We start from the raw sequence: 26,886 nt of genomic DNA on the forward strand, positions 1-26,886 counted from the left end.
GGTGGCGGGCGCGGCGAAGGCGGTCGCGGCCCCGGCGGCCGGCTCGCCCCGGCCCGCCCGCCGCACCGCCGCCGTCCTCCAGGTGCTGACGGCGGCGGCGCTGTGGGGCGTGAACGGGGTGGTGGCGCGCGCGCTCTTCCAGCGCGCCGTCGACCCGGGCCACCTGGTGCAGGTCCGCATGCTGGTGGGCGGGCTGGCGCTCGTCCCGCTCGCGCTGGCGCGGGGCGTGGCCCCCGGCGCGTTCGCGCCGCGGCGGCTGCCCGCGCTGGCGCTCTACGCGCTGTTGCTGGCCGCCGTCCAGCTCACCTACTTCCAGGCGATCGCCGCCGCCGGCGTGGCGGTCGCCATCTTCCTCCAGTACACGGCGCCGCTCCTGGTGGCCGCCTTCGAGGCGGTCCGGGCGCGGCGCCTCCCCTCCCCGCTGGTGGCGGCGGCGCTCGCGACCGCCAGCGCCGGCTCGGCGCTCCTGGTGCTGCCGGGCGGCGGGGTCCGGGTCCCGGCGGCCGGCCTGGCCTGGGGGCTCGGGGCGGCGTTCGCGTTCGCGAGCGCGACGGTCACCGCGGGCGAGCTGCGCCGGGGCGGGCTGGGCGCCATCCCGCTCCTCGCGGTCGGGCTCACGCTCGGCTCGCTCGTCTTCGTGCCGGTGCGCACCCCGTGGCAGGCGCTCGCCAGCATCCCGCCGGCCGACGTGCCGTACTTCCTGTACGTGGCGCTGCTCGCGAGCGCCCTGCCGTTCACGCTCTACGCGGCGGCCCTGGCGGTGCTGCCCGGCAGCGTCGCCATGCTGCTCGCGATGCTGGAGCCGGTGCTCGCGGCGGCGCTCGCCTGGGTCGCGCTCGGCGAGGCGCTCTCGCCGCTGCAGCTCGCCGGCGGCGCGCTCATCCTCGGCGCCATCGCCCTCGCCGCGCGCGTCAAATGAAGAGGGCCGGCGCGAGCCGGCCCTCCGCGCTGCGTCGAGGTGGCGCCCCTCAGGCGGCCTTGGCCGCCTTCTGGTGGCACTTGCACTCGCCCTTCGGGCAGGCGCAGTCCTTCCCCTTCGCGCACTCGCAGCCCTTCTTCTCGGGCTCGGCAGCCGAGTACTTGGGGGCGCCACAGTTCGCGCACTTGCACTGGCCCTTGGGGCAGGTGCAGCCCTTGCCGCCCTTCGTGCACTCGCACTTGACGGTCCCCTCGGCCTTCTTCTCCGGGGCCGCCGCGGCGGGCTTCGGCGCAGGCGCCGCGTCGGGGGTCGCCTGGGGCTTCGCGCCCTTCTCGGCGGCGGCCTTCTTGGCGCAGTCGCAGTCCTTGCCGCAGGCGTAGGCGGGGGTGCCGGCGGTCAGCGCGAACGCGCTCGCGGCGGCCAGCGCGGCGCTCAGCAGGAATCGCTTCGTCATGGCGTGCTCCTTCGGCAGAGGGTCTCGATCAGGTGGACGAGCCTAGGAGGAGCTCCCGGACCCGTCAAGCGTCTGCCAGCCCGCCCGGGGTCACGCCCGGGCGCGCCGGGGGCGCCGGGGGCGCCGCGCGCGGCGCCCATTCCGTTGAGGCACCGAAGGTTGGCGTGTAGATTCCGCGCTGAATGCAAAACCTCGATCCGGACGCCCTGCTCGCGATGCTCCGCGACCCGAACCGGGAGACGCAGGAGATCGCGGCCAGCGCGGGCGTCCCCCGGGACGAGGCGGGCCGCGCCGCGCGCCTCGCCCTCGGCCTCGGCAAGGCCAAGCCGGAGGAGATCCTGAGCCTCCCCCCGCCGCTCGCGCTGGCGCTCCTCCGCGCCGCCGCGACCGCCGGGCGCGCCGACGTGCTGGCCGCGGCCGCCGCCCACCCTCACAAGGACCTCGCCAAGGAGGGCAAGCGCGCCCTCTACGTCCTCAAGATGCGCGGCGTCGCCGTCCCGGAGGCGCCGCGCCCCGCGGCCCCGCCGCCCGCGCCGGCGGTCGAGCCGCCGGTGCCGTGCTTCGCCTCCACCGTCGACGGCCACGGCGAGCGCGCGGTCTGGATCGGCCGCGCGGTGCCGGGCAAGGGCATCGAGGTGGGGCAGGCCGTCCTCTCCGACGAGAAGGGGCTGGTCGAGCTCCACCTCGCGCTCCTCGGCCGCAAGGAGTACCGGCAGTTCGCGAAGGACATCGTCGAGCGCGGGCGCAGCATGGGCGTGGCGGAGACCGAGCGGGAGCAGGCGAAGGGCCTCGTCGCCGCGGCCCGCCGGCTCAACGACCCGGTCGCGCACCCGCCGCCCCCGGGGGCGGACGCGTGGCTGGCGCGGCTCGGGCCGGCGGAGCTCCCGCCCGACCCGGCCGAGCGGTTCCCCGCGCTGCCCGAGGAGGAGGAGCGGGCCGCGGTCGAGGCCTCGGGCCGGCTCCACGAGCTCCCGCTCCTGCGCGGCTGGCTCGCCGACGAGGAGGCGCTGCGCAGCCTCGCGCGCAAGCTCGACGAGATCGCCGTCTCGGCGCTCTACCTCGACGAGCGGCAGCGCGCCGACGCCGCGGCGAGCGCGCTGGCCGAGGCGGTGGCCGCGCTCTTCGACCCGCCCCGGCGCGCGCGCTGGTCCTCGCGCCTCTTCGCGGTGGCCGACCACCTGCAGCGCGCCGGCGACCCGGTGCACGCCGGCCTGGCGGCGGCCGCCGCCCGCGCGCTGCGCGGCGGCGCCCCGCCCGACCGCATCCCGTTCGCGCGGCTGCTCGTCGAGAAGGCCTTCCCGCCCGGCAGCGCCGCCCCGCGGCCGCCCCAGCCCACGCCCGCGCCCGGCGCCGCCGGCCCCGGCTCGCTCATCGTCCCGCCCTGACATGCCCGACCACCGGAACCCCAAGCCCACCGTCGACGTCGTCATCCTCCTCCCCGACGGGCGCGTCGTGCTCGTGGAGCGCAGGAACCCGCCCGCCGGATGGGCGCTGCCCGGGGGCTTCGTCGACGAGGGCGAGGCGCTGGCGGCGGCCGCGGTGCGGGAGGCGCGCGAGGAGACCGGGCTCGAGGTCACCCTGGTCGAGCAGCTCCACACCTACTCCGACCCGCGCCGCGATCCGCGCCACCACACCATCAGCACCGTCTTCCTGGGGCGCGCGGCCGGCGCGCCGAAGGGCGGCGACGACGCGCTCCGCGCCGAGGCGTTCGCCTGGAGCGCGCTCCCGGCGCCGCTCGCCTTCGACCACGCCGAGATCCTGGCGGACGCCCGGCGCTACCTGCTCACCGGCGCGCGGAGGCGGCTGTGAGCGCGCCCGCGGCCGCGGCGCCGCTGGGGCCGGTCGAGCGCGCCGCGCTGCTCGGGGTGGCGCGCGCCGCCGTGCGGGCGCGCCTCGGGCTGGGCGGAGCGCCGGCGCTCCCCGCCGAGGGTCCCCTGGCGGCGCCCGGCGGCGCCTTCGTGACGCTGCGGGTGCGCGGCGAGCTGCGCGGCTGCCTCGGCTCGTTCGCCCCGCGGGGCTCGCTGGCCGCGACGGTCGCGGCCCTGGCGGCCGGCGCCGCCACCGAGGACCCGCGCTTCCCGCCGCTCCGGCCCGAGGAGCTCGACGACCTCGACCTGCACGTGTCGATCGTGGCGCCGCGCCGGCCGATGCGCGATCCGTCCGAGCTGGCGCTCGGGCGCGACGGCGTGGTGGTCGAGCTCGGCTGGCACCGCGGCGCGCTCCTGCCGCAGGTGGCGGTGGAGGAGGGCTGGGACGCGAAGACCTTCCTCGAGCGGACCTGCCTCAAGGCGGGCCTCCCGCCGGGCGCCTGGCGCGATCCGCAGGCCAAGGTCGAGCTCTTCGCGGCCGAGGAGGTCGGGCCCGAGCGGCTTGACCCCGCCCGGCCGGGCATGTGAAGGGGTTCGGATGGCTCACGTCTTCGGTGCGTCCGCGAGCTTCGCGGTGGTGGCGCTGCTGGTCGTCGTCGCCTTCGGCGCGCTCGTCATCATCCACGAGCTGGGGCACTTCGCCGCCGCGCGGCTCTGCCGCATGCGCGTCGAGCGCTTCAGCGTCGGCTTCGGGCCGGTGCTCCTCAGGCGGCGCCAGGGCGAGACCGAGTGGGCGCTCTCGGCGGTGCCGTTCGGCGGCTACGTCAAGATCGCGGGGATGGGCCCGGGCGAGGAGATCGCGCCGGACGACCGAGCCGCGTACGCGAACCAGCCCGCCTGGCGGCGGTTCCTCGTCATCCTGGCCGGGCCGGCCATGAACTACCTGTTCGCGGTGCTCCTGGCGGCCGCGATGCTCGCCAGCCTCGGCTTCCGCGAGCCGGACCCGGCCCCGGTGATCGGCGAGATCGTGGCCGGCGGCGCCGCCGCGCGCGCGGGGCTCCAGGCCGGCGACCGCGTGCGCTCGGTGGACGGCCGATCGATCGAGACCTGGAAGGCGCTGGTGGAGGAGGTGGTGGCGCACCCCGGCCGCGAGGCGCGGCTCTCCGTGGAGCGCGGCGGCGCGACGGTGGAGCTCGTCGCGACCCCGGAGGACAAGGGCGGCGCCGGGCGGCTCGGCATCGGCCAGGCGGCCCGGGTCACGCGGGCCTCTCCGGCCGAGGCCGTCGCGGGCGGCCTGCGGGTCACCAACGAGCGGGCGGGCGAGATCCTGGCCGGCCTGGGTCAGATGGTGACCGGCCGCCAGCGCGCCGAGCTGCGCGGGCCGGTGGGCATCGCCCAGGAGATGGCGAAGAGCGCCCGCGCCGGCGCCGCCCCCTTCATCAGCATCGTCTGGTTCATCTCCATCGCGCTCGGGCTCTTCAACCTGCTCCCCTTGCCAGCGCTCGACGGGGGCCGGCTGGTGTTCCTGGTCTACGAGATCGTCACGCGGCGGCGCGTGAACCAGCGCGTCGAGAACGTGGTCCACCTCGCCGGCTTCGTGGCGTTGTTCGGGCTCCTGCTGGCGGTGACGGTGTTCGGCGACCTGGCGCGGATCTTCCGGTAATTGACTTACAGTAACCCACCCTCGATCGCACCAGGGGTGATCCCTCCGCGCGGCCGCGTGGTATCCTTCCGGGGTCGTCTCCTCGCGGGGGGATCCGCCGATGGGCATCTACCGCTGCGCCGCCTGCGGCGCGGTGAACCGGAGCGCCGCCGGCGCCGGGGCGCGGTGCGAGCGCTGCCGCGCGGCCCTCGACACGAGCGGCGCGCCCCAGCACGTCGACGCGGCGGCCCTGGTGACGCTCATCGCCTCCTCTCCGGCCCCGGTCCTGGTCGACTTCGCGGCGCCGGGCGCGCGCGCCTCCTGCCTGGCCGAGGTGGCGAGCGCGCGCGCGGGCGAGCTGGTGTGCCTGCGCGTGGACACGGCGGGCGAGCCGGCGGCCACGGCGGCGTACCGCGTCCGCCAGGCGCCGACGGTGGTGCTCTTCGCGCGGGGGGCCGAGGTGGCCCGGTTCGCGCCGACGGCGCCGGAGGCGGCCGGCCAGGTGTCGCGCTGGGTGGCGCAGGCCACCCGGGCGTGAGGCGCCGCGAGGTGGCCTCGCCGCGCCCCCGACCCGGGGCGGCGGCGCCGAAGGCGTGTTAAGGAGTGCGGCGTGCCCCTGACCGTCCTCTACTTCGCCGGCGCGCGTGAGGCCGCCGGGCTGGCTCGCGAGGCGCTGGACCTCCCCGCGGGCACCGTCGCCGACCTGCGCCGGGCGCTCACGGCGCGCCATCCGGCGCTCGCGCGCGTCCTGCCGCGCTGCCGGCTGGCCGTCAATCAGGAGATGGCGTCCGATGCCGAGCCGGTGCCGGACGGCGCCGAGGTCGCGGTCATCCCGCCGGTGTCGGGCGGAGCGCCGCGCTGCCGGGTGGTGGAGCGTCCGCTCGCGCTCGACGAGGCGGTGGAGGCGGTCCGCGGCCCCGGCCGCGGCGCGGTGGTGACCTTCGAGGGCGACGTGCGGGGCGAGACGCAGGGCCGCCCGGTGGTGCGGCTCGAGTACGAGGCCTACCTGCCCATGGCGGAGCGGACGCTGCAGCGGGTGGCGGACGAGGTCGAGCGGGAGCACGGCGCCGCGGTCGCCATCGTCCACCGGGTCGGCCACCTCGGGCCGGGCGAGGCGGCGGTGGTCATCGCCTGCGCCGCGCCGCACCGCACCCCGGCGTTCCGGGCCTGCGAGGCCGCCATCGAGCGGCTCAAGCACGAGGTGCCGATCTGGAAGCGCGAGGTGTTCTCGGACGGCAGCGTGTGGGTGGGCCTCGGACCTTGAGCGAATGGGCCGCACCCACGCCCGGGCTTCGCGGGGCGGGGGTGCTATCCTCCGGGCGCACCGCGGGGAGCGTGGGATGAAGGTCCTCATCGCCGACGACGATCAGACCATCCGGGCGCTCCTGGGCGACATGCTGGTCGACCTCGGCCACGCGGTGGTGGCCGCGGCCAACGGCGCCGAGGCCGTCGAGCTGGCCGTGCGCGAGCAGCCGGACGCGGCCATCCTCGACTTCCTCATGCCGAAGCTGTCGGGCCTCGACGCGCTCAAGGCGATGCGCGAGCGGGGGCTCGCGATGCCGGTGGTGCTGCTGACGGCCATCAGCGACAGCTCGATCCGCGAGCTGGAGGACGTCCAGTCGCCCGCGATCATCCTGGAGAAGCCCTTCCGGCGGCGCGACATCGCCAGGGCCCTCGAGCGGGCGACCCGCCCCTGACCCGGATGCGGCTCTTCCGCTCGACCCTCCTGCTCATGCTGGCGGCCGCGGTGGTGCCGTCGGTCGTGCTGGGCTTCGTCCTGCTGCGCGAGGCGCACGCGACGGTCACCCTCCGGGCGGCGGCGCTCGGGCTCGCGGCCGCGCTGGCGGTGGCGCTCCCGCTCTCCGCCTGGTTCGCGCGGCGGCTGGCGCGCCCGGTCTCGGAGTGCGTGCGCGGCGCCCTCGACATCGCGCGCGGGCGCTTCGGCCGCCAGGTGACGGTCACCGTCCGCAACGAGATCGGCGAGCTCGCGTACACCTTCAACCACATGTCGCGCGAGCTCGCGAGCTACGACCGCGAGAACCGGGCGCTCATCGCCGCGCTGGAGGCGGGGTACCTCGCCACGCTGCGCAGCCTCGCCTCCGCCATCGACGCCAAGGACCCCTCGACGCGCGGCCACAGCGACCGGGTGGCGGAGCTGGCGGTCGAGGTGGGCCGGGAGCTCCGTCTCGACGAGCCCGCGCTGAAGGCGCTCGCCTACGGCGGGCTCCTCCACGACGTGGGGAAGATCGGGATCCCGGAGGCCATCCTCCACAAGGCCGGCCAGCTGGCGCCCGCGGAGCAGGAGCTGATGCGCGCGCACCCGGCCATCGGCGCGGAGATCCTGCGCGGCGTGGCGTTCCTCGAGGCGGCGGCGCCGGCGGTGCGCAACCACCACGAGCGGTGGGACGGCGGCGGCTACCCCGACCGCCTGGCCGGCGAGGCCATCCCGCTCGTCGCGCGCATCGTGAACGCGGTGGACACCTTCGACGCCTGCACCTCCGTCCGCCCCTACCAGCAGGCGCTGCCCGGCGCGGCGGCGGTGGCGGTGCTGGAGCGGCTGCGCGGCAGCCAGATCGACCCGGCGGTGTGCGACGCGCTCGTACGCGTCGTGCAAAGGCGGGCGGGGGCGGCGCGCGACGCGGCGCTTGCCACCGCCCACGTGTGATCTACAGTCGCGCTCATGCGCCGACTGGCCCTGCTCGCCGCCCTCGCCGCCGCCGCCAGCGCGCGCGCCGACGACCCCACGCGCCGCGGCTTCGACGCGGACCCCTCCCGCCCGGCCGCGCTGGCCGACGGCGCCTTCGCCGTCGAGACCGCCGCCCCCGCGCCGGCCGGCGCCGCGCACGCCGAGCTGCTCGTGGACTGGGTCCACGGCCTGCTCGCCGCCAAGCAGGGCGACGCGCGGCTCGGGGATCTGCTCGCCGATCGCGTCGCGCTGCACGCGCTCGGGAGCTGGTCGCTGGGCGCCGTCGAGCTCGGGGCCGACCTGCCCTTCGCCGCCTGGCAGCGCTCCCACCTCGACCTGCTCACCTCCCGCGGCGTGACCGGGCCACTCGTCGATCCGATCGCGGCCACCGCCTTCGGCGACCTGCGGCTGCTCGCCAAGGCGCCGCTGCCCCGCGTCCTGCCGCTCGACCTGGCGGCGCTGGTCGACCTCCGGCTCCCGACCGGCGACGGCCGCGCCTTCCTCTCCGACGGCCTCGCGGTGAACCCGCAGCTCCTGGCGGGCCGCGCCCTGGGCCCGGTCAGGCTCGACGCCTCGGTGGGCTACCTGTTCCGCAAGAGCGGGCAGTACCTGCAGCTCGTGGCGAGCGACGGGATCACCTACGGGCTCGGCGCCTCCACGGCGCTGCCGCCGCTCGGGCGGCTCACCTCGTGGCGCGCGGTGGCGGACCTCTCCGGCCAGCTCCCGCGCGCGCTCGACCTGTCGAGCGACCGCGCCCGGGCGCCGCTCTCGGTCCGCGCCGGCGTGCGCGCCCGGGTCTGGCGCGACTTCGCGGTCGACGTCGGCGCCGGCACCGGCCTCGCCTGGTTCGGCGACGCCGGCTACGGGCGCGAGTCGTTCCGGGTCTTCGCCGGGCTGCGCTGGGAGCGCCTCGCCGCCGCGGAGCGCGAAGGCGCCGGCCGCCCGGGCGACCGGGACGGCGACGGCGTGCCCGACGCGGAGGATCGCTGCCCCGACCAGCCCGGCCCGGCCGAGCTGGAGGGCTGCCCGGACCGCGACGGCGACGGCGTGCCCGACCTCGACGATCGCTGCCCCGACCAGCCGGGCCCGGCCCAGAGCGACGGCTGCCCGCCGGCCGCCGGCGCCCCGCTGGTCGAGGTCGAGGTCGAGCGCAGCCGGATCGCGCTCCGCGACGCCATCACCTTCGAGACCGGCCGGGACACGCTCCGGCGCGAGTCCTTCCCCATCCTCGACGAGGTGGCCCGCGCGCTGCTGGCGCACCCCGAGCTGCGCCGCGTGCGTGTGGACGGCCACACCGACAACGTGGGCGGCCGCGCCTACAACCAGGACCTCTCGGCCCGCCGGGCGCGCGCGGTCGTGCGCGCGCTCGTCGAGCGGGGCGTCGCCGCGGGCCGCCTCGGCTCCCAGGGGTTCGGGTTCGAGCGGCCGCTCGCCTCCAACGCGACCGCGCTGGGCCGAGCCAAGAACCGCCGCGTCGAGTTCACCATCCTCGAGGCGGGCGCGCCCGGCGCGGCCCAGCCCGACGGCGAGCGCGAGAGGCGGGGCCCGTGATCCGCCTCGCGGTCTTCGACCTCGACGGCACCCTGGTCGACTCCCGGCTCGACCTCTGCCTGGCGGTGAACCACGCGCTGCGGGCGCTCGGGCTCCCCGAGCGCTCGCTGGAGGAGGTGTCGAGCTTCGTCGGCGAGGGCGCGGCGCTGCTGGTGGAGCGCGCGGTGGCGCCCCGGGTCGAGCTGCGCGAGGCGGCGCTCGCCGCCTGGTGGGAGCACTACCAGGTGCACCTCCTCGACCACACGGTGCTCTACCCCGGGCTGCGCGAGCTCCTGGCCGCGCTCCCCTTCCCGCTGGCCGTGCACACCAACAAGCCCGGGCGGCTCGCGCGCCGGATCCTGGAGGGGCTCGGGGTGGCGGAGCGGTTCGTCGAGGTGCTGGGCGGCGACGAGGCGCCGCGCAAGCCGTCGCCCGAGGGGACGCGCGCCCTGCTCGCGCGCCGGGGCGTCGCGCCGGCGGAGGCGGTGCTGGTGGGGGACAGCCTGGTCGACCTCGCCCTGGCCCGCGCCGTCCCGCTGCGCTTCGTGGCGGTGGGCTGGGGGCTCGTGGCGCCGGAGCGCCTCGCGGCCGCCGGGGCGCCCTCGCCGGCCCGCAGCGCGGCGGAGCTGGCGGCGGCGCTCGGAGCCGCGTGAAAGCCGCTCGCGCCGGCCCGGCCGCCCTCGCTACCATGCCCCCCGCCATGACCCTCGAGGCGCGCGTGCAGGCGCTGGTGGCCGAAGGCCGGGCCCGGGACGCGACCGCGCTCGCCCTCCGCGAGCTCGGCCCGCAGGTGCTCGCCTACCTCGTCTCCCTGCTCCGGAACGACGGGGACGCGCGGGAGGTGTTCGCGCAGTTCGCCGAGGACCTGTGGAAGGGGCTGCCCGGGTTCCGCGGCGACGCCTCCCTGCGCGGCTGGGCCTACCGCATCGCCTGGCACGCCAGCGCCCGCTGGGCGCGCGACCCCTACCGGCAGCGCGGGCGCCGCCTGGAGACGCGCGAGGCGTCGGCGCTCGCGGCCGAGGTCCTCACCACCCTCGGCGACGAGGCGCGGCGCGCCGACCGCATGTCCGCGCTGCGCGCGCGGCTCGCCCCCGAGGAGCAGACGCTGCTCATCCTGCGGGTCGACCGCGACCTGCCGTGGCGCGAGGTGGCGCTGGTGCTGGCCGAGGACGGGCGCCCCGCGCCGAGCGAGGCCGCCCTGCGCAAGCGGTTCGAGCGGCTCAAGGAGAAGCTGGGGAGGGCCGCGCGCGACGAGGGGCTGATGGACTGACCGCGCCCGGGCGGCCGCGCTTTCCGAAAACTGGCCGGCGCCCGCGGGCGGTGGCACGCTCGCGGCATGCTGAGGGTGCTCTTCGGGCTCTTCCTGTGCGCCGCGCTCGCGGCGGCCGCCGCCTTCGTCCCGGTGCGCGGGCGCACGGTCCTCGATCGCTGGCGCGCCGCGCCGGACGCCTCGACCTTCGCCGACCGCTCCCTGGCGGAGGCGAAGGTGGCGATGGGGCTCGCGCCGGAGCCGCCGCGCCCGGCGGCGCGGCCGAGGCCCCCCCGGGCCTCCCGGCCGGTGGCGCGCGCGGCGCGGCCCGCGGTGCCCACCGAGCACCACACCGAGGCGGACCGCGCCGCCCTCGACCGCGTCGTCGCCGAGCGGGCGGCGCGGTAGCGCCAGCCAGGTCCCGCGCCTTGTGGACGCCCGCGGCCGCGCTCACCTTGAGCGGCGGGGGTGCGGGAGATGCGGCGTCCGGGCGGCATCGGGTTCACGGCGGCTGCGGCGGCTCTCCTCCTCGCCGGGCGCACGGCCGCCGCCCCGCCCGCTCCTCCGCCGGAGGTCGCGGGCCGCGCGCTGCCCGAGCTGACGCGGCTGGCCCAGGCGGCGCTGCCGGCGGTGGTCGGCATCGTGACGGTCCAGGGCGAGCGCGACCCCGCGCCCGGCGATCCGCTCAAGGACGTCTTCGACCACTTCCGCGGCGACGCCCCGCGCCGGGGGCTCGCCAGCGGCTTCGTCATCGACCCCTCGGGCCTCATCCTCACCAACGCCCACGTGGTCGAGGGCGCCGCGCGCGTCGAGGTCGAGGTGGGCGAGGACGGGGAGCGGCTCCCCGGGCGCGTGGTGGGGAAGGACCCCGCCAGCGACGTGGCGCTCGTCGAGGTGTCGGCCGGGCGGGCGCTCCCCGCGCTGCCCCTGGGCGACTCGGATCGGCTCCAGATCGCGGAGTGGCTGATGGTGGTGGGCAACCCCTTCGGCCTGGCCCACACCGTCACCGTCGGGATCGTGAGCCACACCGGCCGCTCCGACGTCGTCCCCTCGGGACGTGACGGCTACTACGACTTCATCCAGACCGACGCGTCGATCAACCCGGGCAACTCGGGCGGGCCGCTGCTCAACCTGCGGGGCGAGGTGGTCGGCATCGCGACCGCCATCAACGCGAGCGGCCAGGGCATCGGGTTCGCCGTCCCCATCAACATGGCGAAGGAGATCCTGGCGCAGCTCCGCGACCACGGCCGGGTGGTGCGGAGCTGGCTCGGGGTCTCGGTGCGCGAGCTCCGGCCGGCGGCGGGCCGCGCCGCGCGCCCGCGCGAGGTGGTGGTGACCGGGGTCGTGACCGGCGGGCCGGCGGCCGCGAGCGGCCTGAAGGTCGGGGACGTCATCACCGGGTTCGAGGGGCGCAGCGTGGCCACCGCTGCCCGCCTGCGCTGGTACGTCGCCACCGCCGGCGTGGGGCGCAGCGTGGCGCTGCAGGTCCGCCGGGGCCCCGACGAGCGCTCGCTGCACGTCGAGCTGGGGCCGCTGCCGGACGCCGCCGAGGACGGCGCGGTCACCGGGACGGGGTCGGCCTCGGGCGCGCTCGACGAGTAGCCGGCCCCCCGGCGCACGCACGGCTTGCGCTCCTCGCCGAGGTCGGGTTATCTAGCGACCCCCGCGCCCGTTCTCCGGGCGCGGTCGCCTTTTCGAGAGAGCCATGGCCGAGACTGCGAAGACCAAGAAGACGGCGCCGGCGCCCAAGGGTGGCGGCAAGAAGAGCTGCCAGATCGAGGGCTGCAAGCGCGGCTACCGCGCGAAGGGGCTCTGCTTCTTCCACTACAAGAAGTGGCGCCGCGGGGAGCTCGAGAAGAAGCCCGGCCTCGGCGCGCCGCGCTACGAGACCTGCGGCAAGGAAGCCTGCAAGAAGAAGGTCGCCGCCCACGGCCTGTGCCAGGAGCACTTCGACGCCTGGAAGGCGAGCCGGAAGAGCGCCAAGCTCTCCGCCGCCCCCGCGGCCGAAGCCCCGGCCGCGAGCTGAGCGAGCGCGGGGCTCGTCCCCCGCCGTGCCGCTCACCCCAGCTTCAGCTTTCGCTCGAGCGCCCTCGCCGCCGCGAGGAGCAGCTCGATCTCGCGCTGCGTCGGCTCCGCGCGCGCGAGCAGGCGGCGCCACTCGGCCAGGATGTGCTCGGGGTTCTGCGGGTTCAGGTACCCCGCCGCCCCGAGCACGCTCCCGAGGCGCGCCCAGAGCGCCTCCACCGTCGCGTGCTGGGCCGGGCGCCGCTCGACCGGCTCCGCCGCGTCCTCCCCCGCCGCGCCTAGCCCGGGCGAGGCGAGCCTGAGCTCGTACGCGAGCACCGCCGCGGCCATGGCCAGGTTCATCGAGTCGTAGGCCGCGAGCGTCGGGATGGTGCAGGCCGCCTGGCAGAGCTCCAGCTCGGCGTCGGACAGCCCGCGCCGCTCCTCCCCGAACAGGATCGCGACCGGACCGCGCGCGCTGCGGGCGGCCACCTCCGCCGCCAGGGCGCGGGGCGAGATGGGCGCCCGCCCCTCCACCGTCCGCGAGGTGGTGCCGCAGGTCCACGTGGCGCCCGCGAGCGCGGCCCGCGCGTCGGCGTGGATGGCGGCGCCCTCCAGCACGTCGGCGGCCCGCCGCGCGGTCTTGCGCGCCCGCAGGAGCACCTCCTCCCGGGCGCCGAGGGGGCCCCCGCCCCGGGGCAGGCCGGTCCAGGAGGGCGGCGCCACGATGGCGAGCCGGGAGAGCCCGAAGTTCTTCATGGCGCGGGCCACGGCGCCGATGTTCTCGGCCGAGGACGGGCGGTGCAGCACGAACGAAACGTTGTCGAGATTCAAATCGCGTCCCTCGCTACAATCGGCCCGCTCCCCGCCGGCGCGGGGATGCTACACGAGGCGCCCATGATCCCCGAGTCCTCCATCCGCGCGCAGCTCCCGTCCACCCTGCGGCAGCTCGACCTCCCCGGGCTGGGCGAGCTCTACCGCGGGAAGGTGCGCGACAACTACTCCCGCGGCGACCGCATCGTCATGATCACGACCGATCGCGTGTCCGCCTTCGACCACGTGCTCGGCACCATCCCGTTCAAGGGGGAGGTGCTGTCGCGGCTCACCCTGTTCTGGTTCGACAAGGTGAAGGACCTCGCGCCCACCCACCTCATCGACGCGCCGGATCCGAGCGTGATGGTGGTGAAGCGGGCCAAGGCGCTGCCGGTCGAGATCGTCATCCGGGGCTACATCACCGGCTCGCTCTGGCGCGACTACCAGGCGGGCAAGGCGGGCGCCTACGGCATCGCCTGGCCGAAGGGGCTCAAGAAGGACCAGCGCTTCGACCAGCCCATCATCACCCCCTCCACCAAGGCCGAGTACGGCAAGCACGACGAGCCCATCAGCGAGGCGGAGATCCTGAAGCAGGGCCTGGTGGCGCCCGAGGTCTGGCGCGAGGCGACCGCCATCGCGCACCGCCTCTTCCAGCGCGGCCAGGAGTGGGCCGCCAGCCGCGGCCTCATCCTCGTCGACACGAAGTACGAGATGGGGCTCGCCGACGGCAAGCTCGTCGTCATCGACGAGATCCACACGCCGGACAGCTCGCGCTACTGGGTGGCGGAGGGGTACGAGGAGCGGTTCGCGCGCGGCGCCGAGCAGGAGATGCTCGACAAGGAGAACATCCGCCAGTGGCTCATCAAGGAGCACGGCTTCTCCGGCCACGGCCAGCCGCCGCCGCTCAGCGACGACGTGCGGGTCATGCTCGCCCAGAAGTACATCGAGGCCTTCGAGCGCCTCACCGGGACCGCGTTCGAGTCGCAGGTGGGCAGCGTCGCGGCGCGGATCGAGAAGAACCTGAAGGCGAAGGGCTACCTGTAGCGCCGCCCGGCTACGCGCCGAACACGCGGGCGAAGATCGTGTCCACGTGCTTCAGGTGGTAGTCGAGCGCGAAGCAGGCCCCGATCTCGCCGCCGGTCAGGATCCGCGACACGTCCGGATCGCGCTCCAGCGCGGTCCGGAAGTCGACCTTCTCCTCCCAGACCTTCATCGCGTTCCGCTGGACGTAGACGTACGCCTCCTGGCGCGGGACGCCCTTGCCCACCAGCGCCAGCAGCACCCGCTGCGCCTCCTGGAGGCCGCCGGTGAGCTCGAGGTTCTGCAGCATGCGCTCCGGGTAGACGCGCAGCCCCTCCATCATGCCGGCGAAGCGGTTCAGCCCGAAGTCGAGGGCCAGGGTGGCGTCGGGGCCGATGACGCGCTCCACCGAGGAGTGGCTGATGTCGCGCTCGTGCCAGAGCGCCACGTCCTCCAGCGAGGCCAGCGCGTAGGAGCGGATGAGGCGGGCCAGGCCGGTCAGGTTCTCGGAGAGGATGGGGTTGCGCTTGTGCGGCATGGCCGAGGACCCCTTCTGCCCGGCCGTGAAGGGCTCCTCCGCCTCGCGCACCTCGGTGCGCTGCAGGTGCCGGACCTCGGTGGCCTGCTGCTCGAGCGTGCCGGCCGCCACCGCGAAGGCGCAGAACAGCTCGGCGTGGCGGTCCCGGTTCACGATCTGGGTCGCCGCGCCCTCCGCGCCGGCGAGGCCCAGCTTCTCCATCACGAACGCCTCGACGCGGGGATCGACGTTCGCGAACGTGCCGACCGCCCCCGAGATCTTGCCCACCGCCACCGTGCGGCCAGCGCGCTCGATGGCCTCGCGGCGGCGGCCCCACGCGTCCCACCAGCCGGCCAGCTTGAGCCCGAAGGTGATGGGCTCGGCGTGGATGCCGTGGCTGCGGCCCATCATGGCGGTGGTCTTGTGCTCGAAGGCGCGCTTCTTGAGCGCCGCCCGGACGCGATCGACGCCGGCCAGCACCAGCACCGTCGCCTCGGAGAGCTGCACCGCCAGGGTGGTGTCGAGCACGTCCGAGGAGGTCATCCCCTTGTGCAGGTGCCGCGCCGGCAGACCGCCCCGCTCCTCCAGGAAGGTGAGGAAGGCGATGACGTCGTGCTTGGTGGTGCGCTCGATCTCGTCGATGCGCGCCACGTCGGCCGGGGTGAGCTCGTAGCGGGCGAAGGTCCGCTCGAGCTGGCCGTAGTCCTCGGCCGGGACCTGCCCCAGGCGCACCATCGCCTCGCAGGCCGCCAGCTCGACGTCGAGCCAGATGCGGTAGCGCCGCTCGGGGGACCAGATGCGCGCCATCTCGGGGCGCGTGTAGCGAGGAATCATGGCGACAGCCCCTCTGCTATCGGCCGGTGGAGCCGAACCCGCCGGCGCCGCGGCCCGTGTCGGACAGCTCCTCGGCGAGCTCCACCTGCACCTGGACCACGGGCGCCACCACCAGCTGGGCGATGCGCTCGCCGCGCTTCACCTCGAACGGCAGCTGGCCCAGGTTGACGAGGAGGACCCCCACCTCGCCCCGGTAGTCCTGGTCCACGGTGCCGGGCGCGTTCACCATCCCGATGCCGTGCTTGAGCGCGAGCCCCGAGCGCGGCCGCACCTGGCCCTCGTGGCCCGGCGGCAGCTCGAGCGCCAGGCCGGTGGGGACCAGCCGGCGCTCGCCGGGCGCGAGCGTGCACGCCTCGTCGGCGCGCAGGTCGAGCCCGGCCGCGCCGGCGCTGTGGTACCCCGGCAGCTCGAGCGGCGGGCCGCGGTGCGCGACCCGCCGCAGCTTGAGCACCGGCGCCACGCTCAGGCCTGGGTCGACCCGCCGCCCGCGCCCTCGGCCTTCTTGGCCGCGTCGGCCAGGGCCTCCTTGCGCGAGAGCCGGATCTTGCCCGCCCGGTCGACGGAGATGACCTTCACCAGCACCTCCTCGCCCTCGGAGAGGACGTCGGAGACGCTCTTCACCCGCTTGTCGGAGAGCTCCGAGATGTGGATGAGGCCGTCGGTGCCGGGGAAGATCTCCACGAACGCGCCGAACTCGGCGATCTTCCGCACGGTGCCGAGGTAGGTCTTCCCCACCTCCGCCTCCTGCGTCAGGTCGCGGATGCGCTTGATGGCGGCGGCCACCCGCTCCTGGTCGGAGCTGGCGATGGAGATGGAGCCGTCGTCCTCGATGTTGATGGCGCAGCCGGTCTGGGCGGTGATCTCCTTGATCACCTTGCCGCCGGGCCCGATGACGTCCTTGATGCGCTCGGGGCGGATCTTGATGGTGGTGATGCGCGGCGCGTAGGCGCTGACGTCGGCGCGCGGCGCCTGGATCGACTTCAGCATCTCGCCCAGGATGTGCTTGCGCCCCTCGGCCGCCTGCGACAGGGCCCGCTCGAGGATCTCCCGGGTCACGCCGCCGATCTTGATGTCCATCTGGATCGAGGTGATGCCGGCCTCGGTGCCGCACACCTTGAAGTCCATGTCGCCGAGGTGGTCCTCGTCCCCGAGGATGTCGGAGAGGATGGCGATCTTCTCGCCCTCCTTGATGAGGCCCATCGCGATGCCGGCCACCGGCGCCTTGATGGGCACGCCGGCGTCCATGAGCGAGAGGCAGCCGCCGCAGACGGAGGCCATCGAGGAGGAGCCGTTCGACTCCATGATGTCGGAGACGATGCGGACCGTGTACGGGAACTTGTCCTCGGCCGGCATGACGTGCCGCAGCGCGCGCTCGGCGAGCGCCCCGTGGCCGATCTCGCGGCGGCCCGGGCTGCGGAGGAACTTCACCTCGCCCACGCTGAAGGGCGGGAAGTTGTAGTGCAGCATGAACTTCTTGAAGATCATGCCGGTGAGCTGCTCGACCCGCTGCTCGTCCTCGGCGGTGCCGAGGGTGGTCGCCACCAGCGCCTGCGTCTCGCCGCGGGTGAAGAGGGCGGAGCCGTGGACGCGGGGCAGCAGCCCCACCTCGCAGGTGATCTTGCGGATGTCACGCTCGCCGCGGCCGCCGATGCGGCGCCGCTCGTCGGTGATCATCTTCCGCATGTACTCGTACTTGACGTCCTCGTAGTAGCCCTTGATCTCCTTCTCGCGGAGCGCGAGGGTCGCGAGCTTCGCCGCGTCGCCGCTGGCCTCCGCCTTGAGGGCCTCGAGGAGCTCCTTCTTGATCTCCGAGAGCCGGCCGTAGCGATCGTGCTTCTCGTTGCGGCCGTAAGCCTCGCGGACCTTCTCCCAGGTGAGCGAGCGCACCTTCGCGCGCAGCTCGACGTCGTTCTTGGGCGGCTCGAAGGCGCGCTTCGCCTTCGCGCCCTTGGCCTCGGCCAGCCGCTGCTGGGCCTTCAGGAGGTCCTGCACCGCCGCCTGCCCGAAGAGCAGGGCGTCGATCATGACCGCCTCGGAGACCTCCTGCGCGCCGCCCTCCACCATCACGATGGCGTCCGCCGAGGCGGCCATCACGATGTCGAGGTCCGCCGAGGCCCGCTGCGCGAGCGTCGGGTTCGCGACCAGCTGCCCGCCCACGCGCGCCACGCGCACGCCGGCGATGGGGCCGTTGAACGGGACGTCCGAGATCTGCAGCGCGGTCGAGGCGCCGGTCAGCGCCAGGACGTCGGTGTCGTTCTCCTGGTCGAAGGAGACGACGCTGGCGATGATCTGCGTCTCGTTCGAGTAGCCCTCGGGGAAGAGCGGGCGGCAGGAGCGGTCGACGATGCGGGAGACGAGCGTCTCCTTCTCGGTCGGCCGGCCCTCGCGGCGGAAGAAGCTGCCGGGCACCTTGCCGGCCGCGAAGAGCTTCTCCTGGTAGTCGACGGTGAGGGGGAAGAAGTCGATCCCCTCCTTCTTCTCCTTGGCCGAGACGACCGTCACGAGGACGATCGAGTCGCCCATGCGGACCCACACCGCGCCGTCCGCCTGCTTCGCGATCTTGCCCGTCTCGAGCAAGATCTCCTTGCCGCCGCACTGCACTCGCTGCTGGATGGGAGTCATTCTGGAGCTCCTCCTGAGAGCCGCGCGGCCGCCCCGAGGGCGACCGCGGCGTTCGTGGCCCGCGCCGGCGCTGACTTCAGCTTGCGGGCCGAGGAGCTTCGGTTCCTGACGGGGCCGCTCCTGCTCGAAGCAGGAGCCGTCCAGTCGGAAACGGAAGCACCCCGGGACCCGCCGTCGCGGGTGCTGCGTTCACTGCCGCCGAAGCGCGAGCGCCCCGGCCCCGAGGGGCCGAGGCGCCGTGGCTCCGGTTACTTCCGGATGCCGAGCTGGTCGATGAGCGTCTTGTACCGGTTCTGGTCGACCGTCCTGAGGTAGTCGAGCAGCCGGCGGCGCTGGCCGACGAGCTTGAGGAGCCCGCGGCGCGAGTGGTGGTCCTTCTTGTGCGTCTTGAAGTGCTCGGTGAGGTAGGTGATGCGCTCGCTGAGGATCGCCACCTGGACCTCGGGCGAGCCCGTGTCCTTGTCGTGCCGCCGGTACTTGGAGACGAGCTCGGTCTTCTTGTCCTGCAACAGCGCCATAGTTGCTGCTCCTGTCGTCGATTCCGTCACCGCCGCGGGGGCGAAGGCGTGCGCCACGGGCGACCGTAGACGGGTGGAGGGGGTGTGATAGTGGATTCCCGAGGAGCCGTCAACGGATGGCGGCGAGCACGCGGACCGGCCGGAGCACCCCCCCCTGGCCCACGCACACCGCCAGGAGGGCGCCCGCCGGGGTGAGCGCGCCGCACAACCCGGCGGGCGCCGCCGGCAGGGCGAGCTGCTTGCCGTGGCCGAGGTCACGCGCCTCCCCCGCCGAGAGCTGGACGGTGGGCCAGCCCCGGAGCGCCGCCTCGAGCGGCAGGACCCGGGCGGCGGCCGCCGCCGGGTCGGCCGCGTGGAGCCGCTCCAGCTCCGCCAGCGGGATCGCGTCGTCGAGGGTGAAGGGGCCCGCCGCGACGCGGCGCAGCGCGGCCAGGTGGGCCGGCACGCCGAGCGCCACCCCCAGGTCGGCGGCCAGGGTGCGCACGTAGGTCCCCTTCCCGCACCGGACGGCGAGGCGCGCCCGGCGCAGCCCGCCCTCGACCGGCCCGAGCGCGAGGAGGTCGAACGCGTCGACGCGCACCCGGCGCGGGGCGCGCTCCACCGCCTCCCCGGCCCGCGCCGCCTCGTGGAGCCGGCGCCCGCCCACGCGCACCGCGGAGTACATGGGCGGCACCTGGTCGATCTCGCCCAGGAAGCGCGGCAGGGCGGCGCGGATCGCGCCCTCGTCCAGCGCCGCCGGGTCGCCGCGCGCGACGACCTCGCCCTCCGCGTCCTCGGTGGAGGTGGCCGCGCCGAAGGCGACCAGCGCCTCGTACCCCTTGTCGCCGTCGGTGAGCCACTGCTGCAGCTTCACCGCCTCGCCCAGGCACACCGCCAGGACGCCGGTGGCGAGCGGGTCGAGCGTGCCGGTGTGCCCGGCCTTCTCGGCGCGGAGGAGCCGCCGCACCCGCGCCACCACGTCGAAGGAGGTGGGGCCGGCGGGCTTGTCGACGACGAGGAGGCCGGAGGGAGCGGGCATGCGCAGGCGGTCGCGGCGGGGGACGCGCCCCCGGCCTACGACGACTTCTCCCCGTCGTGGATGGACTTGAGCAGCCGCTCGATCTTGTCGCCCTCGGCCACGCTGCCGTCGTAGGCGAAGCGCAGGTGCGGCGTGTAGCGGAGGCGGAGCTGGCGCCCCACCTCGCGCTGCAGGTACCCGGCCGCCGCGCGCAGGCCCTCCAGCGTCTGCTCGCGCGTCGCGTCGTCCCCATGGATGGAGACGTAGACGGTGATGTCCTTCAGGTCCGGCGGCATCTTGGCGCCGGTGACGGTGATGAAGCCGGTGATGCGCGGGTCCTTGAGGCCGCGCGCCAGCAGCGCCCCCAGCTCGCGCTGGAACTCGTGCGCCACCCGGGCGGCGCGATCGTGCGTGCTCATGGGTCCTCCTCCTTCTGAGCGTCGTCTTCCCAACCCTGGACGTCCGCCAGCGTCCGCCCGCTCTCGCCGCCCTCGCCCAGGCCGTCGGGGAAGGTCTCGATGGCGATGACGCGGTCGAGCACCTGCAGCTGGCCGCCGTGCATCGAGCCCACGAAGTCGGCCACCTTGTCGAGCGCCTCGTTCACGAACGCGTGGTCGTTGCCGACGGCGCAGACGCCGACCACGCTGCGCTGCCAGAGATCGTTCTCCGCCACCTCGGCGATCGAGACGTTGAACTTCGCCTTCACCCGGTCGAGGGCGGAGCGGAGCAGGTGCCGCTTCGACTTGAGCGACCCCGGCTCGGGCAGGTGGAGGGTGAGTCTGAGGACGCCGACGAACATGAGGAGAGGGGCGGCCGGTGCGTGCCAGCCGCCCCTCGAAAGCTAACCGCCCGCGCCGCGCTAATCCAGCGAGGGGCGGATCGACTCCTGCTCGTAGGCCTCGACGACGTCGCCCGGCTTGAAGGCCTCGAAGCCGTCCACGCCGATGCCGCACTCGAGCCCCTGCGCCACCTCGCGGACGTCGTCCTTGAGGCGCTTCAGCGAGCCGATCTTGCCGGTGTGGACGACCTTGCGGTCGCGCACCACGCGGCACATGGCGTTGCGGCGGATGACGCCCTCGGTCACGGCCGAGCCGGCGATGACGCCGACGCGGGTGATGTTGAAGACCTGGCGCACCTCGGCCTTGCCGAGCGGCTTCTCCTTGATGATGGGCTCGAGCAGCCCGACCATGTCCTCGCGGACGGCGTCGACCGCCTCGTAGATGATGGAGAAGAGCTTGATGGTGACGCCCTGCTGGCTCGCGATCTGATCGACCTTCGTCTCGGGCTTCGTGTTGAAGCCGACGATGATGGCCTTGCCGGCGGCGGCGGTGAGCACGTCGGACTCGGTGATGACGCCCACGCCCGAGGTGAGGACCTTCACCCCCACCTTCTTGGTGGCGAGCCGCTGCAGCGCCGTCGAGACCGCCTCGGCCGAGCCCTGCACGTCCGCCTTGACGACGACGTTGAGCTCCTTCTGCCCGCCGGTCTTGGCCTTGGCGAAGAGGTCCTCGAGGGTCGCCTTCTTGACCGACCCGAGCTCCTTCTGGCGCGCCTTCTCGGCGCGGTGCTCGGCGACCTCCTTGGCGGCCTTCTCGTCCTCCACCACGTCGAACTCGTCGCCGGCGGTGGGGACGCCCGAGAGGCCGAGCACCTCGACCGGATAGCCCGGGGAGACCGCCTTCACCTGCTCGCCGCGCTCGTTCATCATGGCGCGGACGCGGCCGTACTCGGCGCCGGTGACCAGGGCGTCGCCGGTGCGGAGCGTGCCCTCCTGCACCAGCACGGTGGCGACCGGGCCGCGGCCCTTCTCCAGCTTGGCCTCGATGACGACGCCCTTGGCGAGCTTCTCCGGGTTCGCCTTGAGCTCCAGCACCTCGGCCTGCAGCGCGATGTACTCGAGCAGCTCCGGGATGCCCTGCTTGGTGCGGGCCGAGACGGGCAGCATGATGGTCGTGCCGCCCCACTGCTCGGGCACGAGCTCGTACTCGTTGAGCTGCTGCATGACGCGCTCGGGCGTCGCGCCCGGCTTGTCGATCTTGTTGATGGCGACGAGGATCGTGACCTTCGCGGCCTTCGCCTGCTTGATCGACTCGATCGTCTGCGGCATGACGCCGTCGTCGGCGGCCACCACCAGCACGACCAGGTCCGTCACCTGCGCGCCGCGCTGGCGCATGGCGGTGAAGGCCTCGTGGCCCGGCGTGTCGAGGAAGGTGATGGGACCCTTCGACGTCTGCACCGAGTAGGCGCCGATGTGCTGGGTGATGCCGCCCGCCTCGCCGGCGGCCACGTCGGCCTGGCGGATAGCGTCGAGCAGCGAGGTCTTGCCGTGGTCGACGTGGCCCATGACGGTGACCACGGGCGGCCGGGTGACGAGCTTCGCCTCGTCCTCCTCCACCTCCGGGATGTACTCCTCGACCTCGAAGCCCTTCTTCTCGACGGTGTAGCCGAACTCGCTCGCCAGGAAGGCGGCGGTGTCCGCGTCGATGAGCTGGTTGATGGTCGCCATCTTGCCGGCCTGCATCAGCTTCCTGATGAGGTCCGACGCCTTGACGCCCATGAGCTGGGAGAGGTTCGAGACCGAGATGGACTCCTCGACCCGGATGATCTTCTTGTGCTCGGCCTTCTCGGTGATCTGCGTCTTCGCCCCCTTCTTGGTGGCTCGCTTCTTCTTGCCGCGGATCGGGATGTACGACCGGTCGTTGATGGCGGCCGCCAGCAGCTCCTTGCCGGTGAGCGACTTCGCCGCCTCGTCGGCCGGGCGGCCGGTCCCGCGCCCGCGCTTGTTCTTGTCCTTCGAGACGTCGATGAACTCGCGCTCGCGCCCGAGCATCCCGGGGACGACCTTGAGCTCGCGGACCTCGCCCAGCGCGCGCGGGCCCGGCGCCGCCGGGAAGCTCTGGCGGGAGGACGAAGGAGGCGTCACGCGGCGGACCGGGACGGTCGGCCGCGAGATGACCACCGCCTGGGTGGAGGTCGGGCGGAGCGTGCGCGGGTCGATCGCCGGCCGCGCCGGCGCCTGGGGCGCGGCCGCCATCGGCATCGGCGCCGACGCGGGAGGGCCGGACGGCCGGGACGCGGGCGCGGCGGCGGGTGGAGCGGAGGGCGACGGCGCGGGCGAGGCCGCAGGCGCGCCCGCGGCGGGGGCCGGCGGGGCGCCGGCGGCCGGGCTGGCGGCGAGTGGGGGCGCGGCGGGCGGCGCGGCCGGGGACGGCTCGGCGGCCTGGGCGGCGGCGGCCGGCTGCGACTCGGCCGAGGCGGCGAGCGGCGCCTCGCTCGGCGCGGGCGCGGCCACCGGCTCCGCCTGCTGGGCCTCCAGCGGCTCGGCGGCAGGCTCGACGGGCGCCGGCTCGGGCGGCGGCGGCGCCGCCTGCACGGGGGGCGGAGGAGGCGGCTCGACGTGGGCCCGCTTGCGGACGACGAACCCCGGGCCTGTCGGCTTCACGGGGGCCGGCTTCGGCTTCCTCTCGCCCAAGATCTTCTCCAGCGCAGTGGCCGCCTGGTCGTCCTCGAGCGACGAGCTGTGGCTCTTCACGTCGGTGTAGCCCAGCGCGTGGAGCTTATCGACGAGCTCGGTGTTCGAGAGCTCGATCCCATGCTCTCTGAGCTCTTTGCCGAGCTCGTGGACCCGCTTCTTCGACATTGCTGGCACTCCTAATCCTTACGGGCACTTCCCGTCAACACATCACGGAGCAGCTCGGCCGCCGGGGTCGCCCCGGCGCGCCTGAAGACCCGGGCGAAGGCCCTGCGCTTCTCCGCCCGCTCCAGGCACCCGCGGTCGGCGTGCAGCCAGGCGCCCCGCCCTCCGGACCGCCGCCGGTCGACCTCCACCCGCCCCTCCACCAGCCGGAGCCTCACCAGCTCGCGCTGCGGCGCCCGGACGCCGCAGCCGACGCAGGTGCGAATCGGCTCCGGCATCCTGCTAGACCGGACTCCCCCCGGTGCCGGCCGCCGCCCGCTCGGCGTTCAGCTCCGTGCGCAGCTTCGCCTCCTCCTCGAGGTAGACGCCCACCGCGTGCTTGATCTGGCGCGCCTTCTTGACCCCGAGGTCGGTCGACTCGCCGAGCTTCATGACGTCGGCCTCGTTGTGGATCGCCTCGACGGTGGTGTACCCGGCGCGCTTGAGCTGGTCGATGGTCTTCTCGCCGACGCCGCGCACGCGGGCGAGCCGCTCGTCCTGCGAGAGCTCGTCGGGGTGGCGGCGCGCCTCGGCCAGGCGGGCGGCCTCCCGCTCCTGCTCGAGCCGGATCTCCTCCTCGGTGTCCACCACCGCCTGCTCGCGGGCGCGCTTCTGCAGGTCCGGGATCATGTCCATCGTGAAGCCCGGGAACTGCGTCAGCATCTCGGGGGAGGCGTTGGCGAGGTCCTGCGCCTTCCGGAACCCGTGGGAGTAGAGCATCTCCTGCAGGTTCTCGGGGATCTCGATGGCGTTGAAGCTCTGGGTGGCGAACTCGCGCATCTCCTTCACGCGCGACTCGCTGTTGATGTCGAGCTTCCAGCTCGTGAGCTGGGACGCGAGCCGGACGTTCTGCCCGCGCCGCCCGATGGCGAGCGAGAGCTGATCGTCGGGGACGATGATCTCCATGGCCCGGTTCTGCTCGTCCATGAGGACGCGCGAGACCTCGGCCGGCGCCAGCGCGTTGCAGACGAAGCGGGCCGGATCGTCGTTCCACGGCACGATGTCGATCTTCTCGCCGCGCAGCTCCTGGACCACCGCCTGCACGCGGCTGCCCTTCATGCCGACGCAGGCGCCGACCGGGTCGACGTCCGAGTCGCGCGAGCTGACCGCGATCTTGGCGCGCCCGCCCGGCTCGCGGGCGGCGGCCTCGATCACCACCACGCCCTCGGCGATCTCCGGCACCTCCATCTCGAAGAGCCGCTTGAGCAGCTCCACCGAGGCGCGGGACAGGATGATCTGCGGCCCCTTCGACTCGCGCAGCACGTCGAGCACGAACGCCTGGATGCGGTCGCCGGCGCGGTAGCTCTCGCGCGGCACCTGCTCGCGGACCGGCAACACCGCCTCGGCCCGGCCGAGGTCGACGATGACGTTGCCGCGCTCGAAGCGCCGGACGATGCCGGTGATGACCTCGCCCTTGCGGTCCTTGTACTCGTTGAAGACGTTCTCGCGCTCGGCGTTGCGCGTGCCCTGGATCATGACCTGCTTCGCCGTCTGGGCGGCGATGCGGCCGAAGGAGCGGCGGAAGGTCTTGAGCTTGAGGAGGTCGCCCCACTGCTCGTCCTGCGCCTTCGCCTCCACCTCGTCCTCGGGGCGGTAGTAGATGGGGAAGTCGAGCTCGTCGCCGACCTCCACCTCGATCCCCTTCTCGTTCGCGACCGCGAGCGGGATCATGTTGGTGGGGTCAGGGAGCGGCGCCTCCGGCGTGGGGTCGGCGACGATCGTGAGCACCTGGAACAGGTCGATCTGCCCCTTCTCGTCGTCGTAGTGCGCCTTGAGGTTGCGCTCGATCCCGAAGTGCTTCTTGGCGGCCATGGCGATGGCCTCCTCGAGGATGGCCACGAGCGTCGCGCGCTCGATGCCCTTGTCCTTCGCCACCTGGTCGAGGATGAGGTTCAGGTTCACGGTCTGCTGCATGGCTACTACTCCTTCCTCTTCAGGTCGGCCTCGAAGTCGTACTCGAGGTGCGCCTTGGCGATGCGGTCGTGCGGGATGCGGTGCACCGTCCCGTCCACGTCGAGCTCGACGGCGCCGTCCTTGAATCCCTTGAGCGTGCCGGACCAGTTCTTGCGGGGCCCCGCCGGCGTGTCGATGGGGCCGTACGTCTTCACCTGCACCCGCTGCCCGGCGAAGCGCTCGAAGTCGGCGGGCTTCCGGAGCGGCCGGTCGAGGCCGGGCGAGCTCACCTCGAGCGCGTAGGCCGGCTCGATGAAGTCCTCGACGTCGAGGATGGGCTCGATGGTGCGCGACAGCTCCTGGCAGTGGTCGATGGTGACGCCGCCCGGCCGGTCCACGAACAGCCGCAGCACCCAGCTCGACCCCTCGCGCCCCCACTCCACCTCGACGAGCTCGAAGCCCTCGCGCGCGATGACGGGCTCGAGCAGGCGGCGGGCCTGGTCGGCGACGGACTCTGAGCCAATGGCGGTCATGTTCCAGAAAAACGAAAAAGTGGGCGCTCACGCTGCCCACTTTCGGGTCCCGGCGGGGCCGGGGTCGAAAATGTCGAGCGGTGTAGGTAGCAGAACGCCTGGGTTGGGTCAAGGTCGGCGGGGCGGGCGCGGGGGCGCCTGGCGAGGGGCGGCCTACCCTCCCCCGAGCGCGAGCCCGAGCAGCCACTCGCGGTTCCCGGCCGGCCCTTCGATGGGCGACTCGGCCTCGCCGGTGACCTCGAACCCGAGCGCGCGGGCCGCCGCCTTCACCTGCTCGAGCGCCTCCCGGCGCTGGGCGTCGTCGCGCACCACGCCCCCCTTCCCCACCTCGCCCTTGCCCACCTCGAACTGCGGCTTCACGAGCAGCACCGCGGCGCCGCCCGGCCGGAGCAGCGCCCGCACGGCCGGCAGCACCAGCCGGAGCGAGATGAACGACAGGTCGCCGGTGACGAGGTCCACCGGCCCGCCGAGGGAGCTGGCGTCGAGGTGGCGCGCGTTCTCGCGCTCGCGGACGACCACCCGGGGATCGCCGCGCAGGCGCGGGTGGAGCTGCCCGTACCCCACGTCCACCGCGAACACCTTGGCCGCGCCGCGCTGCAGGAGGAGATCCGTGAACCCGCCGGTGGAGGCGCCGAGGTCCGCGCACACCTTCCCGCGGGGATCGACCGGGAACTCCGCCAGCGCGCGCTCGAGCTTGAGCGCGCCCCGCGAGACGTACTTCTGCGGCGCCGCGTCGTCCTTCACCCGCAAGGGCAGCGCCGGGTCGACGAGCTGGCCCGGCTTGTCGACCCGCTGCTCGCCCGCCACCACCGCCCCCGCCATGACGAGCGCCTGCGCCTGCGTCCGGGACGCGGCGAGCCCCTGCTCGACCAGGAGGAGGTCGATGCGTTGCTTGCGCACCTCAGGCCACGCCGCGCGCGGCGCGGTCGCCGACGAGCTCGCGGGCGGCGGCGGCGATGCCGGCCGCGTCGAAGCCGAGCTCGGCGCGCTGCTTGCCCGCGTCGCCGTGGGTGACGAACGCGTCCGGCAGCCCGAGCCGCTTCACCTGGAGCCCCGGCAGCACCCCGCCCCGCTCGAACGCCTCCAGGCAGGCCGCGCCGAAGCCGCCCATGAGCGCCCCCTCCTCCACCGTGACCACCCGCCGCGCCGAGGCCGCCAGCTCGCAGAAGAG

General features: G+C 74.5%; 31 protein-coding genes. 16 read left to right on the forward strand and 15 right to left on the reverse strand.

The features are described 5' to 3' along the window. The first annotated feature begins 1 nt into the window (after window position 1). Complete coding sequence (locus HWY08_RS20930; RefSeq protein ID WP_176068915.1) at window positions 2–919, forward strand: DMT family transporter; 918 nt, start codon at window positions 2–4, stop codon at window positions 917–919. Between the two features lie 49 nt (window positions 920–968). On the opposite strand, the gene HWY08_RS20935 is transcribed toward HWY08_RS20930, so the two are convergent. Next, window positions 969–1,373, reverse strand: a complete 405-nt coding sequence (locus HWY08_RS20935) for a hypothetical protein (RefSeq protein ID WP_176068917.1) — start codon at window positions 1,371–1,373, stop codon at window positions 969–971. A 182-nt stretch (window positions 1,374–1,555) separates the two neighbouring features. Here HWY08_RS20935 and HWY08_RS20940 point away from each other — a divergent pair, with 182 nt between their 5' ends. The 14 genes from HWY08_RS20940 (at window position 1,556) to HWY08_RS21005 (ending at window position 12,314) form a co-directional block, all read left to right on the forward strand. Further along, window positions 1,556–2,758: a Y4lR C-terminal helical domain-containing protein gene (locus HWY08_RS20940; protein WP_176068919.1), complete on the forward strand. Its 1,203-nt coding sequence runs from the start codon at window positions 1,556–1,558 to the stop codon at window positions 2,756–2,758. A gap of 1 nt (window position 2,759) precedes the next feature. Further along, window positions 2,760–3,182, forward strand: coding sequence for an NUDIX domain-containing protein (locus HWY08_RS20945; protein WP_176068921.1), 423 nt, complete (start codon window positions 2,760–2,762; stop codon window positions 3,180–3,182). Continuing rightward, a complete protein-coding gene (gene amrA / locus HWY08_RS20950) occupies window positions 3,179–3,769 on the forward strand; it encodes an AmmeMemoRadiSam system protein A (protein ID WP_235969738.1) in 591 nt (196 codons plus the stop codon). The genes HWY08_RS20945 and amrA overlap by 4 nt, the downstream gene beginning before the upstream one ends. 10 nt (window positions 3,770–3,779) lie before the next feature. Further along, window positions 3,780–4,844, forward strand: a complete 1,065-nt coding sequence (gene rseP / locus HWY08_RS20955) for an RIP metalloprotease RseP (protein ID WP_176068924.1) — start codon at window positions 3,780–3,782, stop codon at window positions 4,842–4,844. A gap of 100 nt (window positions 4,845–4,944) precedes the next feature. Continuing rightward, complete coding sequence (locus HWY08_RS20960) at window positions 4,945–5,361, forward strand: thiol reductase thioredoxin (protein ID WP_176068926.1); 417 nt, start codon at window positions 4,945–4,947, stop codon at window positions 5,359–5,361. Between the two features lie 72 nt (window positions 5,362–5,433). After that, window positions 5,434–6,087 carry a molybdopterin converting factor subunit 1 gene (moaD, locus tag HWY08_RS20965; protein ID WP_176068927.1) on the forward strand — a complete coding sequence of 218 codons (654 nt, stop codon included), beginning with the start codon at window positions 5,434–5,436 and terminating at the stop codon, window positions 6,085–6,087. Between the two features lie 76 nt (window positions 6,088–6,163). Next, window positions 6,164–6,520: a response regulator gene (locus HWY08_RS20970; protein ID WP_176068929.1), complete on the forward strand. Its 357-nt coding sequence runs from the start codon at window positions 6,164–6,166 to the stop codon at window positions 6,518–6,520. 5 nt (window positions 6,521–6,525) lie between these two features. Continuing rightward, a complete protein-coding gene (locus HWY08_RS20975) occupies window positions 6,526–7,488 on the forward strand; it encodes an HD-GYP domain-containing protein (protein ID WP_176068931.1) in 963 nt (320 codons plus the stop codon). Window positions 7,489–7,503: 15 nt separating this feature from the next. Next, window positions 7,504–9,060 (forward strand): OmpA family protein, encoded by a 1,557-nt coding sequence (locus tag HWY08_RS20980; RefSeq protein ID WP_176068933.1) that lies wholly within the window; start codon window positions 7,504–7,506, stop codon window positions 9,058–9,060. Further along, window positions 9,057–9,692: an HAD family hydrolase gene (locus tag HWY08_RS20985; protein WP_176068935.1), complete on the forward strand. Its 636-nt coding sequence runs from the start codon at window positions 9,057–9,059 to the stop codon at window positions 9,690–9,692. The genes HWY08_RS20980 and HWY08_RS20985 overlap by 4 nt, the downstream gene beginning before the upstream one ends. Before the next feature lie 47 nt (window positions 9,693–9,739). Further along, window positions 9,740–10,309: an RNA polymerase sigma factor gene (locus tag HWY08_RS20990; RefSeq protein WP_235969739.1), complete on the forward strand. Its 570-nt coding sequence runs from the start codon at window positions 9,740–9,742 to the stop codon at window positions 10,307–10,309. Between the two features lie 66 nt (window positions 10,310–10,375). Beyond that, window positions 10,376–10,696, forward strand: a complete 321-nt coding sequence (locus HWY08_RS20995; protein WP_176068939.1) for a hypothetical protein — start codon at window positions 10,376–10,378, stop codon at window positions 10,694–10,696. Window positions 10,697–10,765: 69 nt separating this feature from the next. Continuing rightward, entirely contained in the window at window positions 10,766–11,890 is a 1,125-nt protein-coding gene (locus HWY08_RS21000) for a S1C family serine protease (RefSeq protein ID WP_176068941.1), read from the forward strand. Between the two features lie 103 nt (window positions 11,891–11,993). Then, window positions 11,994–12,314 carry a hypothetical protein gene (locus tag HWY08_RS21005; protein ID WP_176068943.1) on the forward strand — a complete coding sequence of 107 codons (321 nt, stop codon included), beginning with the start codon at window positions 11,994–11,996 and terminating at the stop codon, window positions 12,312–12,314. A 32-nt stretch (window positions 12,315–12,346) separates the two neighbouring features. On the opposite strand, the gene HWY08_RS21010 is transcribed toward HWY08_RS21005, so the two are convergent. After that, window positions 12,347–13,102 (reverse strand): RNA methyltransferase, encoded by a 756-nt coding sequence (locus HWY08_RS21010; protein ID WP_235969740.1) that lies wholly within the window; start codon window positions 13,100–13,102, stop codon window positions 12,347–12,349. A gap of 87 nt (window positions 13,103–13,189) precedes the next feature. Between HWY08_RS21010 and HWY08_RS21015 the strand changes: the two genes are divergently transcribed. Beyond that, window positions 13,190–14,149, forward strand: coding sequence for a phosphoribosylaminoimidazolesuccinocarboxamide synthase (locus HWY08_RS21015; RefSeq protein ID WP_176068947.1), 960 nt, complete (start codon window positions 13,190–13,192; stop codon window positions 14,147–14,149). Between the two features lie 10 nt (window positions 14,150–14,159). On the opposite strand, the gene purB is transcribed toward HWY08_RS21015, so the two are convergent. From purB to HWY08_RS21080, 13 genes are all read right to left on the reverse strand, one after another. After that, complete coding sequence (gene purB / locus HWY08_RS21020; RefSeq protein WP_176068949.1) at window positions 14,160–15,476, reverse strand: adenylosuccinate lyase; 1,317 nt, start codon at window positions 15,474–15,476, stop codon at window positions 14,160–14,162. Window positions 15,477–15,492: 16 nt separating this feature from the next. Then, complete coding sequence (dut, locus tag HWY08_RS21025; RefSeq protein ID WP_209005202.1) at window positions 15,493–15,942, reverse strand: dUTP diphosphatase; 450 nt, start codon at window positions 15,940–15,942, stop codon at window positions 15,493–15,495. Further along, window positions 15,939–18,098 (reverse strand): polyribonucleotide nucleotidyltransferase, encoded by a 2,160-nt coding sequence (gene pnp, locus HWY08_RS21030; RefSeq protein ID WP_176068953.1) that lies wholly within the window; start codon window positions 18,096–18,098, stop codon window positions 15,939–15,941. The genes dut and pnp overlap by 4 nt, the downstream gene beginning before the upstream one ends. A gap of 248 nt (window positions 18,099–18,346) precedes the next feature. Beyond that, window positions 18,347–18,616: a 30S ribosomal protein S15 gene (gene rpsO, locus HWY08_RS21035; RefSeq protein ID WP_176068974.1), complete on the reverse strand. Its 270-nt coding sequence runs from the start codon at window positions 18,614–18,616 to the stop codon at window positions 18,347–18,349. A 109-nt stretch (window positions 18,617–18,725) separates the two neighbouring features. Next, the gene (gene truB / locus HWY08_RS21040) at window positions 18,726–19,634 is read right to left on the reverse strand and encodes a tRNA pseudouridine(55) synthase TruB (RefSeq protein ID WP_176068955.1); all 909 of its coding nucleotides are present in this window, start codon (window positions 19,632–19,634) and stop codon (window positions 18,726–18,728) included. Window positions 19,635–19,669: 35 nt separating this feature from the next. Further along, window positions 19,670–20,032 (reverse strand): 30S ribosome-binding factor RbfA, encoded by a 363-nt coding sequence (gene rbfA / locus HWY08_RS21045; RefSeq protein ID WP_176068957.1) that lies wholly within the window; start codon window positions 20,030–20,032, stop codon window positions 19,670–19,672. After that, on the reverse strand, window positions 20,029–20,412 hold the full coding sequence (locus tag HWY08_RS21050; RefSeq protein WP_176068960.1) for a DUF503 domain-containing protein: 384 nt from the start codon (window positions 20,410–20,412) through the stop codon (window positions 20,029–20,031). The genes rbfA and HWY08_RS21050 overlap by 4 nt, the downstream gene beginning before the upstream one ends. Before the next feature lie 60 nt (window positions 20,413–20,472). Then, the gene (infB, locus tag HWY08_RS21055; protein WP_176068962.1) at window positions 20,473–23,253 is read right to left on the reverse strand and encodes a translation initiation factor IF-2; all 2,781 of its coding nucleotides are present in this window, start codon (window positions 23,251–23,253) and stop codon (window positions 20,473–20,475) included. An 11-nt stretch (window positions 23,254–23,264) separates the two neighbouring features. Further along, entirely contained in the window at window positions 23,265–23,528 is a 264-nt protein-coding gene (locus tag HWY08_RS21060; RefSeq protein WP_176068963.1) for a YlxR family protein, read from the reverse strand. 4 nt (window positions 23,529–23,532) lie between these two features. Next, complete coding sequence (gene nusA, locus HWY08_RS21065; RefSeq protein ID WP_176068966.1) at window positions 23,533–25,203, reverse strand: transcription termination factor NusA; 1,671 nt, start codon at window positions 25,201–25,203, stop codon at window positions 23,533–23,535. A 5-nt stretch (window positions 25,204–25,208) separates the two neighbouring features. Continuing rightward, window positions 25,209–25,715 (reverse strand): ribosome maturation factor RimP, encoded by a 507-nt coding sequence (gene rimP / locus HWY08_RS21070; protein WP_176068968.1) that lies wholly within the window; start codon window positions 25,713–25,715, stop codon window positions 25,209–25,211. A 153-nt stretch (window positions 25,716–25,868) separates the two neighbouring features. Continuing rightward, window positions 25,869–26,615: a TlyA family RNA methyltransferase gene (locus HWY08_RS21075; RefSeq protein ID WP_176068970.1), complete on the reverse strand. Its 747-nt coding sequence runs from the start codon at window positions 26,613–26,615 to the stop codon at window positions 25,869–25,871. A gap of 1 nt (window position 26,616) precedes the next feature. Then, window positions 26,617–26,886: transketolase C-terminal domain-containing protein (locus tag HWY08_RS21080; RefSeq protein WP_308469077.1), on the reverse strand; the 270-nt coding region annotated here is incomplete at its 5' end.

It is taken from the genome of Anaeromyxobacter diazotrophicus, assembly GCF_013340205.1.
Lineage (GTDB): Bacteria > Myxococcota > Myxococcia > Myxococcales > Anaeromyxobacteraceae > Anaeromyxobacter_A > Anaeromyxobacter_A diazotrophicus.